General features: G+C 42.7%; 15 protein-coding genes. 11 read left to right on the top strand and 4 right to left on the bottom strand.

Features of this window, described 5'->3' with window-relative positions:
* Positions 1-4 precede the first annotated feature (4 nt).
* The 9 genes from MHZ95_RS05290 (at position 5) to MHZ95_RS05250 (ending at position 6,974) form a co-directional block, all read left to right on the top strand.
* On the top strand, positions 5-325 hold the full coding sequence (locus MHZ95_RS05290; RefSeq protein ID WP_239389480.1) for an XdhC family protein: 321 nt from the start codon (positions 5-7) through the stop codon (positions 323-325).
* 75 nt (positions 326-400) lie between these two features.
* Positions 401-1,210: an XdhC family protein gene (locus MHZ95_RS05285; RefSeq protein ID WP_239389479.1), complete on the top strand. Its 810-nt coding sequence runs from the start codon at positions 401-403 to the stop codon at positions 1,208-1,210.
* Positions 1,211-1,250: 40 nt separating this feature from the next.
* Positions 1,251-1,874, top strand: coding sequence for a nucleotidyltransferase family protein (locus MHZ95_RS05280; RefSeq protein WP_239389478.1), 624 nt, complete (start codon positions 1,251-1,253; stop codon positions 1,872-1,874).
* A 225-nt stretch (positions 1,875-2,099) separates the two neighbouring features.
* Positions 2,100-3,353, top strand: a complete 1,254-nt coding sequence (locus MHZ95_RS05275; RefSeq protein ID WP_239389477.1) for a flavin-dependent oxidoreductase — start codon at positions 2,100-2,102, stop codon at positions 3,351-3,353.
* Positions 3,346-3,639, top strand: coding sequence for a Dabb family protein (locus tag MHZ95_RS05270; RefSeq protein WP_239389476.1), 294 nt, complete (start codon positions 3,346-3,348; stop codon positions 3,637-3,639). The genes MHZ95_RS05275 and MHZ95_RS05270 overlap by 8 nt, the downstream gene beginning before the upstream one ends.
* Positions 3,640-4,015: 376 nt before the next feature.
* Entirely contained in the window at positions 4,016-4,339 is a 324-nt protein-coding gene (locus tag MHZ95_RS05265; protein WP_239389475.1) for a PadR family transcriptional regulator, read from the top strand.
* Positions 4,336-5,208, top strand: coding sequence for a permease prefix domain 1-containing protein (locus MHZ95_RS05260; protein WP_239389474.1), 873 nt, complete (start codon positions 4,336-4,338; stop codon positions 5,206-5,208). The genes MHZ95_RS05265 and MHZ95_RS05260 overlap by 4 nt, the downstream gene beginning before the upstream one ends.
* On the top strand, positions 5,208-6,266 hold the full coding sequence (locus MHZ95_RS05255; protein WP_239389473.1) for a TolB-like translocation protein: 1,059 nt from the start codon (positions 5,208-5,210) through the stop codon (positions 6,264-6,266). The genes MHZ95_RS05260 and MHZ95_RS05255 overlap by 1 nt, the downstream gene beginning before the upstream one ends.
* Positions 6,267-6,659: 393 nt before the next feature.
* Entirely contained in the window at positions 6,660-6,974 is a 315-nt protein-coding gene (locus MHZ95_RS05250) for a DUF3870 domain-containing protein (RefSeq protein WP_239389472.1), read from the top strand.
* Positions 6,975-7,103: 129 nt separating this feature from the next.
* On the opposite strand, the gene MHZ95_RS05245 is transcribed toward MHZ95_RS05250, so the two are convergent.
* Together MHZ95_RS05245 and MHZ95_RS05240 are read right to left on the bottom strand one after the other, a co-directional pair.
* Positions 7,104-7,913, bottom strand: coding sequence for a S1C family serine protease (locus MHZ95_RS05245; RefSeq protein ID WP_239389471.1), 810 nt, complete (start codon positions 7,911-7,913; stop codon positions 7,104-7,106).
* A 127-nt stretch (positions 7,914-8,040) separates the two neighbouring features.
* Positions 8,041-9,705 (bottom strand): ribonuclease J, encoded by a 1,665-nt coding sequence (locus MHZ95_RS05240; RefSeq protein WP_239389470.1) that lies wholly within the window; start codon positions 9,703-9,705, stop codon positions 8,041-8,043.
* Between the two features lie 173 nt (positions 9,706-9,878).
* Between MHZ95_RS05240 and sspL the strand changes: the two genes are divergently transcribed.
* Positions 9,879-10,013 carry a small, acid-soluble spore protein L gene (gene sspL, locus MHZ95_RS05235; RefSeq protein ID WP_239389469.1) on the top strand — a complete coding sequence of 45 codons (135 nt, stop codon included), beginning with the start codon at positions 9,879-9,881 and terminating at the stop codon, positions 10,011-10,013.
* A 69-nt stretch (positions 10,014-10,082) separates the two neighbouring features.
* Here the strand turns inward: sspL and MHZ95_RS05230 are convergent, their stop codons facing one another.
* Positions 10,083-10,730, bottom strand: a complete 648-nt coding sequence (locus tag MHZ95_RS05230) for a hypothetical protein (RefSeq protein ID WP_239389468.1) — start codon at positions 10,728-10,730, stop codon at positions 10,083-10,085.
* A 115-nt stretch (positions 10,731-10,845) separates the two neighbouring features.
* The gene (locus MHZ95_RS05225; protein WP_239389467.1) at positions 10,846-11,763 is read right to left on the bottom strand and encodes a Na/Pi symporter; all 918 of its coding nucleotides are present in this window, start codon (positions 11,761-11,763) and stop codon (positions 10,846-10,848) included.
* A 173-nt stretch (positions 11,764-11,936) separates the two neighbouring features.
* On the opposite strand from MHZ95_RS05225, the gene MHZ95_RS05220 reads away from it, so the two are divergent.
* On the top strand, positions 11,937-15,797 hold the full coding sequence (locus tag MHZ95_RS05220) for an AAA domain-containing protein (protein WP_239389466.1): 3,861 nt from the start codon (positions 11,937-11,939) through the stop codon (positions 15,795-15,797).
* Positions 15,798-15,805 lie beyond the last annotated feature (8 nt).

Genomic DNA, 15,805 nt, shown 5'->3' with positions numbered 1-15,805 from the left:
TGTTATGCATGAAAATGCATTAGTATTGAAGGCTTTACATAAAGCGAGAGAAGCACAAAAAAAGTCAGCATTGGCGACAGTTGTACGAGTGTTTGGGTCGGCCTATCGACGGGAAGGTGCGAAGATGCTCATTGACGAAGACGAAAATAGAACGGGAATGATTTCTGGAGGGTGTCTTGAAGCAGATGTAGCGGAAGTTGCAATAGAAGTGATCGAATCCGGGACACCCATATTGAGAATGTATGACATGGACGAAGATCTTGTATGGGGCCTGGGTCTAGGTTGCCCTGGCAAAGTGGAAATTTACATTGAACCAGTTTCCTAACGTAGTATTAATTATGAATCTTATTTGCTTATGCGTATATGTTGTTAATACGCATGGCTGAAAGGAAGGCAAAACATGTCTAAACAATCAGCATTTGAGGCTTGGTTAGCTTGTATAGAAGCCGAACAAGCCGGGGTACTGGCAACGATTTTGCAAACTGGTTCCCCTTTGACGGACCCGGAATCCGGTCGTCTATTCATTTCCGGTGAGGCTGAGCCGATGGGTGACCTGGGCGGGGCAGAGATTAATGAACAGATCATTAAAATTGCTTCTCAAAAATTAAAAGAAAACAATCCAAAGTCAGAAACTGTCATCCTTATATTATCCGATGGCAGGGAATTTCCTATTTTTATAGATGTCTATATGCCCCCCATTGAACTGATGATCTTCGGGGCAGGTCATGATGCGATTCCTGTTGCCAATTATAGTGTCTCCTTAGGTTTAAAGACGACAATTGTCGACTCAAGGTCATTTTATAATAGTGAAGAACGCTTTCCTGGAACACATCGAATTGTGACAGGTGAAGATACATTTCAGGATAAATTAACAATAGGAAATCGCACCTATATTATTGTCATGAACCACCATTTAGAAAAAGATCAACAAACATTAAAGTTCGTCTTAAACTCTTCTTCACCATATGTAGGGTTACTTGGGCCACGCTCTCGGAGAATGAGGATGCTGGATGGATTGAAAGAACAAGGCATCGTTTTTTCTGAACAGCAACTTTCACGTTTATATAGTCCGATTGGTTTGGACATTGGCGCCCAAACTTCGGAAGAAATCGCCATCAGTATATTGGCAGAAGTGATTGCGGTCAAAAATGGACATACAGGAGGTTTTCTACAAGGTTCTGAAGTCATTCACCACCATACATTGAACTAGCAAAATAGGAATACTATGTTGAACTATGAAAGGAAGCGCAATGAATCCATCTATTTGTGCAATTATTCTTGCTGCTGGAACTTCGAGCAGAATGGGAAAGACGAAACAAATGCTTTCTTTAGGAAATGATCCAATTTTGGAGCATGTGATAAATTGCTCATTACATGAGAATTTTTCTGAAGTCATTGCGGTGATTGGACATGAGGCAAATACGATTAAAGAAAATATTTTGATTGATAGTGAGCGTTTTCGCTGGGTAGTAAACGAATCCTATCTTTCAGGACAAAGTTCATCCTTAAAAGTGGGCATAGAAAGTTTAAAGGAAGTTCATCCGAATTTAATGGTGTTTCTTGGAGATTTACCGTTTCTTTCAACCAAAACCATTCGTACAATCTACCAACACGGAGCAAAGCGGTTGGAGGAAACAGATGCGCCATTTATGATTCGACCGATGTATAACGGGGAAGTGGGACATCCCGTATTTTTCGGGAATATCGACAGGCATTTATTTGCCCGATTGCAAGGTGATACGGGTGGGAAAGCGATTATGCATCAAATTTCTGATCGTATCTTTTTGAAAGTAGAAGACGAAGGGATTCTATTTGATGTGGACACACTTGCTGACTACCAGAAAGCGAAAATAATTGCCAAGCATCTCTTCTGACCAGGAATTATTTCAAGCGATTCCTGCTCACAAGGAAGAGATGCTTTTTTATTTTTATAGAAAGTGATCTGAATATCTGATATGCACATAATTTGAAGAAATGTCGGAAGTATTCGTCTTAACTGAAAATTAGAATGGATTCTAGATCAAGAATGCTCTAAAATGAACAAAGAGGAAACCGCTTTCTATACATAGAAATGAAATGATCGAATGGAGGAAGAGACAATGACGAGAAATGCAATGATCATAGGAGGGGGAATCGGGGGTCTCATTACGGCTCTCACACTTCACCGGACAGGCATGTCAGTGAAAGTTTTTGAAAGTGTTTCCGAGATTAAACCACTCGGTGTCGGGATTAATCTCTTACCACATGCTGTCCGAATTTTGACAAATTTAGGGCTTGAAAAGGAACTGTCGGAAATTGGGTTGCCGACTGGGGAACTATTGTATGTCAATAAATACGGCCAGAGAATCTGGCAGGAAGCGAGAGGGTTGGAAGCAGGCTATCTTTGGCCGCAATATTCCATTCACCGTGGCCGATTGCAAATGATGCTGTTGCAGGCGGTAATAGATCGTATCGGCGAAGAATCCGTTATCACGGGACATCATCTCGAATCATTCCAATCGACAGATGATGGTGTGGAGGCGCACTTTATCAATCGGAAAACGAATGAAAAGCTAGGTTCATATCAAGCAGATGTGATGATTGGTGCGGACGGTATCCATTCAAATGTGCGAAAGCACTTCTATCCGGACGAAGGCTTACCAAAGTTTAGTGGAAGAATTTTATGGAGAGGCATTACAGAAGACGAGCCATTTCTAACGGAGCGTTCGATGATCATGGCCGGTTTTCAAGATCAAAAATTTGTAGCGTATCCTGTCACACCGAAAACTAGTCACACGGGCGAGGCGTTGATTAACTGGATTGCCGAACTGCATGTCGGGGGAGATGTACCACCCAAAAGTGACTGGAACGAAAAAGTCGATAAAGCAATATTTGCACCGTCCTTTTCGGAATGGGATTTTGGTTGGTTGAATGTTCCGGAACTCATTGAGAAAACAGAGACCGTCTATGCCTTTCCGATGATTGACCGTGATCCATTGCCTCAATGGACGTTTGGAAAAATAACACTCCTTGGTGATGCGGCCCATCCGATGTATCCAATTGGCTCGAATGGCGCATCTCAGGCAATTCTCGATGCCGATGCGTTAGGAGAGGCATTTCAACAAGAAAAGGATGTGGAACTTGCACTGCGTGCCTATGAAGAAGCACGTCTTCAACCGACTGCTTCCATTGTGGAAAGCAATCGGAAAAACGGGCCGGAAGTCGTTATGCAAATCGCGGAGGAGCGTGCACCCCTGGGATTTGATCATGTCCATGACATTATTTCACAACAGGAGTTGGAAGATATTTCCGATCAATACAAACAGATTGCTGGATTCCATCAGCAAACGTTAAATAGGCATCAACATGCTTGAGCATATCGTTCTGCTGAAATTTTCAACTGGAACGAAGCTGGAGCAAATCGATGAGCTTATTTATAGAACGAAAAGATTGAGAGAGTGGATCCCGGGAATTGTAGATATCCAACAGGGGCATAATTTCTCCAAGCGAAATCAAGGCTATCAAGTCGGCTTAACCGTTCGTTTTGAAAGTGGGTATGCTTTGGAACAATACGGTCCACACCCGATGCACCAAGAGGTTTTGGCCTATGCAAAAGAAATCGGTTTAGTCGATAGTATAATTGTGGATTTTGAGCTTTAACTTGATTCAGCAGAAGTCCCCCACTTCCATAAGTGGCGGGATGAATGCCAGAAGACATTTGAATCAGAGGGAGTCCAAACTCCCTGCTGATTCAAGTTAAGCCTCCGGCGGATGTCACAGATTTTGAAAGGAGTTAATCGAGCAAGCTCGATTCAAAATCTGGACGCAATTACGCCGAGGCGTAATTGATAAAATGAACCTATCATGATTGAAAATGTTGGCATAGTAGGCACGGGAAAACCACCTTCGTGATATGCACCCCGAAAGTTAGAGTCAAAATCTAACTTTTGGGGTGTTTTATTATGGCTTTCTATAACCCTTGTAATACGAGGTACATCGTAGTAAGCTATAGCTAACAAGAATATGGAGGGGTTGGATGGATAAGGAAATGATGAAAGGGAGTATCGATCTTCTGTTACTATCCCTTATACAACAGCGTGATATGTATGGGTACGAGATGATTCAGATCATGAAACAGTTGAGTGAGGACACGTATGAGATGAGCGAAGGCACTCTCTATGCCGCCTTGAAAAGGTTGGAGAAAAAAGAGTGGATCGAATCTTATTGGCATCTGACGGACAGCGGAAGGAGGAAGTATTATCATATTACGGATGCGGGCAAACAAGCGCTTGATCACAAACGTGAAAATTGGAAATGGATGGATGCGCTCGTCCGCAGAAGTTCGGAGGGATTGATATGAATTCGGCATTTCACCGTTTCGTCGATAATATCGTACAGCAAACTGATGCACCATTGGATGAAAAAGAAGATTTATATGAGGAATTACTTGTTCACTTGGAATTATCCTATGCAGCATTGCTGAGGGAAGGCTATTCCGAACAAGAGGCGGAGTGCAAGGCTATGGCCAGTTTTGGCGATGAAAAACAGATTGGTAGCCAAATTCAGCAGGCGATGTTTCCATACCGTAAACAGATGTTGTTGGCATTAGTGATTGCCTCGCTTCTTTTTTCGTTTGCGGTTTATATTAGTCAATTAGTGGTGGAAGGGGATGCTTTGATCACTTGGCTTCTTCTATCCGTATCTGTCAGTGTTTGCTTATTGGTTTTTTCCTTGCAACCGATATCTTTTTTGAATAGACGTGCTTGGATCAATAGCCTTCTGCTTATTCATCTGTTCATCTATCTACTAGGCGCCGGATTCGCCTCCAGTGTAGATGCTGCGATTGCGGCCCCTTTGACCTTTTTGGCATGGGGAATTTTACTGCTGACGATTGCCCTTGTTTATCGCACAACGATTTTTGATTACCGAACGAGGAAGCAAAAGTTAAAGAAGCAAGTGATGATTATTCATGCGTTGAATATAACGTGGGGGATTTTCATCACTAGTGCAACATTGTTTTTTCTTTGGGCATTTCTTGCATTTTCAACGGGCGAATTTAATCCGCGTATCCTGCTTTTCCTTTTGCCTTTACTCATTTGGATCATTGCTTATATCGTTCAAATAATCTTATTATCTAAGGAAAAGAAGAAAAGTGCGTATATGGTAGCGCTGCTTCCTTTTATCGTCGTCTTGGCGTTAGTGTTTTGGTGGTTTGGAGGGATCATTTGATGAATAAAATTAAAATACGGAAGCCCATCGTTTTGCTCCTGATCCCGATCTTGGCAATCACGGTTCTTCTCATTCTTCTCGGTTTTGTTTTCCAAAAGTCTGAAGATGAAAAGCAACAAGGACTTACGCCGATCTTTGATGTTTCTGCTAACGGTACAATCGCTTATGTCGCATATGATAAGGGAAAAGCAGGCATCTATCTGAAGCATGCTGAAGAAACATTTGATAATCCGGTCTTGCAGTTGGATACAGAACAATCGATACTCGATATCGTCTTTAAGCCGGACGGTTCTTCGCTTGCGTTCGTATCGGCAAATAAAGACGTCCAATCGGACATGGAAAGTTCAGTCCATCTGTTGTCCCTTGTAACACTGACATCCGAAAAACTTTTTACAGATCTTGCGCTTCTGACTGAACTTGCCTTTGATCCGCAAAACGAAGATATGTTGTTTTATTTGCGTGCCGGGACTTTTGAAAATTATTCCCCGATTGCAAGTGCACATCCTCATGAGTTCGATCTGTTTAGTTATCGGATTTCCAATCAATCGCGTCAGCAGTTCACGGAGTTGTCCAAATACTCAATGCGCTCGTTGAAAATTTCACCGGACGGGAAAATGGCCTATGTGCAAATGCCTGATGATGCGCATGTAGAAACGGCGGAGGATACGTTTGAGATGAAGCAAAAAGTTTTTCAAATTCCATTGGATGCCCCTGATGACCTATCGGTTGTGAGCAACAATGACTGGGAGAAGGATATTTATGATTTTGTGATCATGCCGGATCGCCATTCCATGATTTTTCAATCGGTGAGTCAAACAGGGTCAGAAGGCATCTATGAGTATGAATTGTTTTATTACGATTGGAATAATGGTGAGGAAAAACAACTGACCTATTTAAAACAACATACAAGTCACCCCATGATCAGTCCACAAAATGGCAAAGTCTATTTTATGGTCGATAAACAATTCGGGAAACGGAAGGCGGATTATCAACTCTATCAAATGGATGCAGATGGCGAAAATTTAGAAAGCATTCCTTTCAATCTAGAGAAGCATTAAATGATTGTATGTTTGCAACCACAATGAAATAATTCCCGTATATTATCCGCCTTTCTCCAATAAACTGTACTACCAACCACTAGAAAGGATGGAGGATTGAAACGGGGAATTTACTATGCGGCTGCGATTGTCGTCGGGATTGGATTGGGCATTCTGATCACCACCATTATGATTTAAAAGCAAAAAAACTTACAAATGAAACAAATCAGTCATAGATGAAAATGACTGGTTTGTTTTTTATTATTAATCAGGGAGTGACTTCTAACTGTCAAATTATGCTATAATCTTCTTGTGCACGCAATATTCGAAAGAAGGGTTATATTTAGTTTTGTGGAAATAGTAATTTAAACGTAATGTTGTGAAAGAACTTGAAGAAAAGGGGGATGAGGAGCGATGAACACAATTTTTTTAGCGGGGCATTCAAGACTGCCGTCCGGAATGGCAGCACAAAATATGTACGAAACATTGACCATTACTGCAGAGATCGATAAGCAGTATGCTGTAATCGTTTCCGCAAGCTGTACGCTAGCAACGGTCCATGGACAAGAGTTTGTGCAGCAATTATTGAAAGGGCATAGCTTACAAAATGGCATTGAAGGGCCGGTGGAGAGTGTGCGGCATCATTATTTGGGGAAAGCGGGAAATGCTATTATTGCGGCTTTGAAGGATTTACATAAACAATATGAAACCTCTATCGTCCTGAAGTGAGAACAATCTTGGAAGCGCAATGCAAACAGAAAAGACTGGTACCGAAGAGCGGGAATGCCATCCTGTTACTTCAAAAACGATTTAATGCTTAAAGACCAGCAACGGACCTCAAGATGCTGGTCTTTTCCTTTATCTTTTGTACGAATGTTGCTGTTCGTAAAATAAGTCGATAGGCACAAATAATCCGACGCGTCCGTGTGCTTCGTGATCCAATGTAGCAAATACGACACCGATCACTTGGCCTTCACTATTCAAGAGCGGGCTCCCACTATTGCCTCGGTATACAGGCGCTTCCATCATCCGAACAGGTTCTTCCCAATTTTTTAACTGGATCTCTCCCAAAAGGGTTCCTTCATTGGCGATGCCGGAGAAGCGCAAGGGATTACCGATAAAGATAACCGGATCATCGGCTGTCATATGCGTATCCTCAGCCAGTTGCAATGAAGGGAGATCCTGCCCATTCACTTCCAACACGGCTAAATCGATGGACGGATACGTTTCGACCACTTTGGCTGTAAATCGTCCGTCTTCTGGGAACGAGACCGTGACGGAGTTATTTCCTTCAATCACATGATAGTTTGTCAGGATCGTCCCTTCACTGGAAATAGCAAACCCTGTTCCTTTACTGCCGTCTGTGTTGACGACAACAACGGATTTTTTATAGGAAGCGATGTCATCTTGTGCAGATAATCGTGTGGAAGTTTTGACAAATTCAATGGCAGGAATCGAATATACTTCGAACAGCACGACAAATGTATTTACTACCATGACAATGGCAATCAACCAAAATAGCCATTTGGGAAATGGCCGTCTGGATTTGTTCTCCATTTTTTTACGGCCTTCCGGAGAAAGAGCCTCTTGTTGTGCCTCTAACACCAACGCTTGGAGTTCTTCATCATCCAGTACTTCCAGTTCCTGTTGTTTTTCTTTTGAATCCATAAGCCACATCCTCATTCAGAAGATCATTCTCACACTATTAGTATACACAATTGCAAGAATAGGAGGGCCATTGAAAAAAAAACGGGGAGGGTGAAATTTCACCTTACCCGTTTTTCCAACTTAACAGTTAGATTTGAATAATGAATGGAAGGATCATTGGTCTTCTTTTTGTGCGGGCATACAACATCTTCTCCACCGCATTTTTGATCTTTCGTTTCAAATTTCGGGAGTTAGCTTCCGTATCTCGCCATTCGGCAGCGGTTGTCATGACTAACTGATTGACTTCGTTGATGAGATCCGCTGAATCGGGATCGAAGACAAATCCGCGGGAAATGGTATCCGGGTCTGTAATCAGTTGGCGATTCGATTTGTTCAATGTCACCATGATGACGAGCATCCCTTCTTCGGATAGCAGTTTACGATCCCGCAAGACGATTTTTCCTACGTCGCCAATTCCTAATCCGTCAACAAAAACTTCTCCAGCTTCAACACTGCGGGTTTGGCGAGCGACAGCCTGTTGAATATCGACGACATCCCCGTTGTTGATGATGAAAATATTATCGCTATCAACGCCTACCGATTCGGCCAATAATTTATGCATGTACAGCATTCGGTATTCCCCGTGAATAGGAATGAAATAAGTAGGTTTCATCAATGTGAGCATCAGTTTCAGTTCTTCCTGATGCGCGTGTCCGGAAACGTGCATGCCCGTTGTCTGTCCGGATCCATAAACGACTTTAGCTCCCAAACGATATAAGTTATCGATGATACGCGCAACATCTTTTTCATTTCCAGGTATTGGACCCGCAGCAACGATAATCGTATCTCCAGGTAAAACGGAAACGCCACGAAAAGCGGAACTGGCCAAACGTGACAGTGCCGCCATCGGTTCACCTTGACTTCCCGTACAAAGAATGGCAACCCTCTCCGGTGCTAATCGGTTGATTTCCTGCGCTTCGATCAACATGCCTTCAGGAATCGTCAAATAGCCGAGTTCTTCCGCAACCGATACGACATTGACCATACTCCTGCCAAGCAATGCCAGCTTTCGATTCGTCTTTTGCGCGGCATCGACAACTTGTTGTACACGATGGACGTTGGAAGCGAACGTCGAGATGAATATTTTCTGATCGGCTTTACGGAAAGCATCTTCGATATGGTCGCCGACTACGCGTTCAGATTGGGTGAAACCTGGCCGTTCCGCATTCGTGCTTTCCGATAAAAGAAGCAAAACGCCTTTTTTTCCGATTTCAGCCATTTTATGAATATCGGGATATTCATCATTCATCGGCGTTAAGTCGAACTTAAAATCGCCGGTATGGACGACCGTACCTACGGGTGTTTGAAACGCGATTCCTAAACAATCGGGAATACTATGATTGACTTTGAAAAAGGTGGTGTTAATCGTGCCGAGCTCTATATCCGAATCGGCATTAAGCTGTACAAGTTCCGTACTTCTAAGCAGCCCATGCTCTTTTAGTTTTATTTGGATTAAGCCGAGTGTCAATCTGGTTGCGTACACGGGCATCGGCAGTCGTTTCAGCAAATAGGGGATGCCGCCGATATGGTCTTCATGTCCATGTGTCACAATCAATGCCCGGATTTTTTCCCTGTTTTCCTGTAAATACGATATATCTTGGATGATCAAATCGACGCCTAATGTACTTTCATCTGGAAACTTAGAACCGCAGTCGATGACGATGATATCATCCGCGTATTGTAACACATACATATTTTTTCCGATTTCATTGATGCCGCCTAATGCGAAAACCGATAATGTATTGTCCGCCATGTTTAACGTAATACTCCTCTCACCTTCACAATTTGTTTTAAGTATTCCCTTTGTGTTGATTTTTATGTTGGATGAATTGATGAATTTCCATTGTTTATGAAATCAATGATGAGGAATTGCTTTGCGATGATCGGGACACACTACAATGCGAAGATAACTGGAGGTGGAGAGAAATGTCGAAGAAGAATAATCAGAACAAAGGAAGAAACGCGTCGAGTGTGACGCCCCAAGGCAATATGAATACGGAATTTGCAACAGAGCCGAAATCCAAACTGGAAAATGCGGCTAAAAAGAAAAACACAAAATAGAAATTTATTACCCAGAGAGAAAACCAGCCTGTCCACACTGGATCAGGCTGGTTTTCATATCGATACTATTCAATTGATCGTTGGGAACGTAATTACTAATTGACCGTCCATGTTGATCACTTCAATTATTTCGTCGTTAAATAAGTAGGGCGTGTCATTCTTATCTTGGGCTGTCACTTTTTCATAAATGTTGTTGACAGATAATACCGGAAATGTCACGGGAATATAGCGGCCTTTGCTGAGTGTTTTCATATTGCCCATTAAAAACACTTCTTTGCTGGAGGCGGCAAAACCTAAATGGCCAATTGCCCGATTCGAATTTTCGGAACGCAAAGAAATTCCTTGCAGTAATGAAATGATACATAAGATGAAATCATTGATGACTTCAGTCGGCAACTTTTCGAATCCAAATTGTAAAAACAATGCATTGAACCCATTTCTAAATTCTTTAAATGAAAATAGATTTTCAATTTTTCTACGCTTCTTTTCTTTTTCGAGATTACGGATAATATCCGTGCAATCGTCAAAATAGGATTTTACATAGCCTGTCATCTTATCTCGATGGATGAGAAGATGGCTTAGTTCATGGATGACCTTATTGTCATTTGTCTTTTCCTTAACGAATAGTAAGAAACTGAAAAGATCTTTCTCATCAAAATCTCTTTCAGAGAACTTATTATAATAGTATTCAAGTAATTGTTTTTCTTTTTTGTCCAACTGAATTCTCTCCTAACGATATTGACACACAATCAAGTCTATAAAGATGCGATACTCTCACTACTATCATAACATGTCCAGACTAAGAAGTTAAAATGCAATGATTTTCTAATTGTCATTTATGCACCCAAGCAATCAATTGTCCGAAACGCTCGGCAAACGGCAAGACAATAAGGGAAGAGACGCAATTGAAAATAACACTTGCATGCGCCAATTGTACATCGGATTGGTCTGAGAGGAGGCCGCTCAACAGCGCCAAATAGGAAATGAAAGGCCATACAAGTAAGACGCCCCCTATATTGAGCCATAAATGAGCGAAAGCTGTCAGTCTTGCTTCTTGGCCTGCCCCGATGCTTGCCATTAATGCAGTGGCACATGTACCGATATTCGCGCCGAGCATAATGAGAATACCTGTTTCTAAAGGGAAAATGCCGGCACTTAAAAAACTCATTGCAATTCCGGTGACGACAGTGCTCGATTGAATAATGGCTGTAATGACGATGCCGAGGATGAAAGCGTACAAGACATGTTCGCCCATCATTAGCAAAAGTTTTTGCATAAGCGGGATGTCCATCAAAGGGCCTGCTAGCCTTTCAAACCCATTCATAGCAGCGAAAATGCTGGCAAGTCCGATCAAGATGAAACCTAAGCTCTTGACCCATGAGACCTTAAAGAACAGACAAATGAGACCAATCCCTACGAAAGGAATGATGAAGCTCGTCAAATTGAAAGTGATGAATTGTAAAGTGAGCGTCGTTCCGATATTGCTGCCCAAAATGATTCCAATTGTTTGTGGAAAGAGTAAAAGCCTTGTCGAGACAAGGCCGATCATGATAACCATGACGGCGGAACTGCTTTGTAATACGCCTGTCATGGCAATTCCGGCAAACATGCCTTTCATCGGTGTATTGGTCATTTTTTTTAACCATTGCTCCATTTTTTTGCTACCGAGAATAAATAGACCAGCACGCATTAGCGTAATCCCGAGTAAAAACACGGCGACGAGTATTATAAAAGCACCTAAGAAAAGCATGTCCTTCACCTCTATGACTACTCTATGGTTGGCGAGTCCGAACAATGCGTAAAACGTAAAGGAAGAATTTAACCCTACAGCTACTCTCTTTGTAAAGTACGGGACATCGAGATGGAAATGGACTACAATGAAAAGATGTGAACTTGATGAGTTTGTAGAAAGAAGGCAAGAAAATGGCACAACAAACATCCACCCAAAACGTTTTACGATGCGGACTGGGTGTGACGGAAAATGCACGAAAAGGTATTACGAAATTTGCGAAGGATGAGCATGCATTTTTTTCAATGCAAGATGCCTTCGATGTACATATCGAAAAACGTCCGGAAAACAGACAAGGTAATCAGTCGTTTTCCTTTTTCTTTGACAACCAAACGAATGACGCATTAGCCAAACGGCTCGATGATCGCGTGGCGGTCATGGAATGTGTTTATAAGCCTGATGGTTTTCTGGCAACCGGTTTTCACGTTAGAGGTAAAAGGGAGCCGGTTCGGACAAACCGCCGTTTAGCGGTACGGCTGAAGTTTCAAACAGGACGTAATTCGGGTGCCTCCATGCCTGTTGAATTGTATACAGGTTTACGGGAGCTGCCGATTGCCGAAGAACGGTCAGAGTATGTAAAGAAACGGATTGCCAGTTGGGAAGGATATTTGCGCATCCAAGAGCGGAATGCAGATGTTGAAGATGTGGTGGCTACGATTACACATGCAAGTCTCAATGAAAACTTCAGTAAGGTCCGTCTTGTCTGTAAAGGGTTGAAAGGCGAGGATTGGCAGGCGATTAAAGGGTTTAGTGCCAAAAAGAAAGGGACTTCACAAGATATAGGGAATGTGAGTAAAGTCGATCGGTCCAAAAGTGTTATTGAAATTGAATTGAATCGACCTTATCAAGAGTTGGCAAGAAAGAACCAATGGCATCCCAAAGCACTTAAGGAAGTTATTTTCAGCAATTTTGCTGAACTGAGCCAAGTAAGGCGATTACGAAAAGGATTTAAAGATCTGCAAGATGGACTTGCAGCGAATCCGAATTTAGAAAAAGTGCTTTTTGAAGAGCGGCCCGTTGTTCGTATTGCGAAGACGAAGAAAAACCTCGAATTCCATAATAATTTGAATGAATTCCAACAAGAGGCGGTCGTTGGTGCAATGACTGCCAATGATCTCTATGTTATTCAAGGACCACCGGGAACAGGAAAAACAACGGTCATTTCGGAAATTTGCTATCAAAATGTCAAAGCGGGATTACGTACACTCGTTGCCTCCCAAGCGAATCTGGCGGTCGATAATGCGCTTGGCCGTTTGTTTTCTCACCAAGACATCCGGATTTTACGATATGGACGGACGGAGAGCATAGAGGAAGAGGGCAAAAAGTTTATCGAAGAAAATGTCGCTTTGAATTGGAAAGAACAGACATTACAGGCAGTCCATGAACAACTTGAAGCCCATACACAAAGGGAGTCACAGTTGGAAAACGAACTAAAAGATCATGAAAAGCAATTACAAGCACTTCAAGTAAGATTGTCCTCGCTGGAAGAGCAAGTGAAATTGAAAAAAGCGGCGGAGGGAGAATATAGTGAACGTTCCACTGAAATCGATAAGCTAACGAAAAATGTGGAGCTCTCAATGGACGAGCGTAATCAAACGATCGATAGCCAAGAGAAATTGCAACAAACGGTCAATGAGTGGATGGAACGGATCGACCATCTCGAACGGGAAATCGAGTCAAAGTCTATGCGCCAAGAAACGGTTGAACAAATGGAAGAACTTGCGCGAGACATCGAAAGACTCCGACAACTCGTCACCTATCGTCAAACATTGCAACAGATTGGAGAGACGGTCCATACGCTTGCAACAATTCAACAAACACTCGAACGGAATCAGCGTCAAACCGCCGATTTGAATAGATTAGGGCAAGAACTCCAATCGGTTAGCAAATTGACCGTCTTACAGGAGAAATTGGAGTTGGCATCATTTCTACCTCCATTTGCCACCGCACAAAAAATTACCGAGTTGACCCAGCTGATTCAGAGTATTAAAACCGATGCCTCAACCGGGACGTATGCAGAGTGGAGGGAACTGACGAACCGTTTGGAAATCGCAATTGAACGTCTGCAGCTTCTGCTCAATCAAAATGGTTTTAGAAGTCCGGCGACGCGACGACCCCCTAACCAAAAATATACGACTGTGAAGGATATTCATCAGTTGATTGACCAAACAGGACGATTTTTAGTCAACCCGTCAACAAAGCACATTTTGGCGACCCGCAATTACTCTGCGGAAAAATACGACACACTTGAAAAAATCGCGATTGCACGAGATATTTTGCATGAACGAATGAGTTACGCTAAAACGACAGGTGCCGGTTTTCAGCATGTGCATCACATGATTGAGGACTCAAAAAAACGGTATGCGATCATTCATGCAGAAACAATCGCGTCCGTGAAGGAATCCGTCTATACAATTGAAAAAGAAAGCAACACTTTGCAAAAAGATACCGAACACTTGCAAATGGAACTGACCGACCTTCAGCAACAGAGCTCCAAACTGCTTGTGCAACTTGGAATAGTCGATGAAAAAACGTCGATCGACAATCTGAAAGAAGAGTTGGTTGAAAAAGAGCAGGTTTATGCAGCCTATCAAGAAACGAAAGCGATGCTCGCACAATATACGTTAGAACTCGAACAGAAGAAGCACAAAGTCGAAGAACTCAACGAACAAATCAATAGCCATTCGGCTGACGTTGATGAATTGAACAAAGAAATTGAAAAAGGGAGCGCAGAAATCGAGGAACAAAAACTGCATCTTGCGAGTCTGAAAGAAATCATTGCACAGCAACCCGAAGTGCAACGTCAAGAAACGCTGACGGAAATCGATACACTTACCCAAACAGTCGAACAGTTGGAACTTGAAAAAGCCCGTTTACCGATGACGCAGGCCTTGCAGCAAGAATGGCTTACCCTTCTCGAGGGTGCCAATGACTATGATCTCGATGAAATCCGGAAATTGTATGTACGACATGCCAATGTCATCGGTACAACTTGTGTCGCCTCGGCTCGGCGTGACTTCATGGAAGAATATCCAACATTTGATGTTGTCATTATCGACGAAGTATCGAAAGCGACACCGCCAGAATTATTGCTGCCGATGTTAAAAGGGAAAAAAATCATTTTAGTCGGCGATCATCATCAGTTGCCACCTCTTGTCGGACAAGAAACGATGGAGGAATTCCTGGAAGAAATTGACGATCGTGAAGAGAAGCAGGAATTGGCGAAGCTGTTGAATGAATCGCTATTCGAACGGCTATTCAGAACGTTGCCGAAGCAAAACAAAACGATGCTTGCCATCCAATACCGGATGCATGAAAGCATTATGGAAACCATTACGCCTTTTTATGCGGAAGGAGATTATCGCCTTCGATGCGGATTGACAGATTCCGATACAATGCGTGATCATTTGTTGGAATCCCGTTATGTAAAGCGGAATGACCATTTACTGTGGTTCGATATGCCAAATGAACCTGAATTCTTCGAAGAGAAGATGAAAGGCGGCACAAGCCGTTTCAACCAGTCCGAATTGAGTCGGATCCGAGATCTTCTACAGGATTTGGATATTGCCACTGAACGGGCAAAGGCAGCAGGTAGAATGGCGCCAGAAGCACAAAAGAGCGTAGGGGTCATCAGCTTTTATGGCGAACAGGTCAAGCGGATCGATCGGTTGATTCATCAAGAACTACTGCCGCAGCATCTGCATTGCAGAACGGGATCTGTGGACAAGTTTCAAGGGATGGAAATGGACGTCATCATTTTAAGTTTTGTACGGAATCATTCCGATAAGAGCGGAGACATCGGTTTTGCAAAAGACTATCGAAGGCTCAATGTCGCTTTATCCCGTGCGCGGGAATTACTCATCATTGTCGGGAGCTCGGAAATGTTCACCGAGCGGACAAAACATATCGGTTCGAGGGAAATGTATGGCCGTTTACTAAATGATGTGCAAAAGAAAAATGGCTTAAGGAATGTAGAAGGGAATGTGCAAGGATAATGGATGAT

This window comes from Sporosarcina sp. ACRSM (assembly GCF_022346545.1).
In the GTDB taxonomy this organism is placed as follows: Bacteria; Bacillota; Bacilli; order Bacillales_A; family Planococcaceae; genus Sporosarcina.
This window is presented reverse-complemented; position numbering and strand designations above follow the sequence as displayed.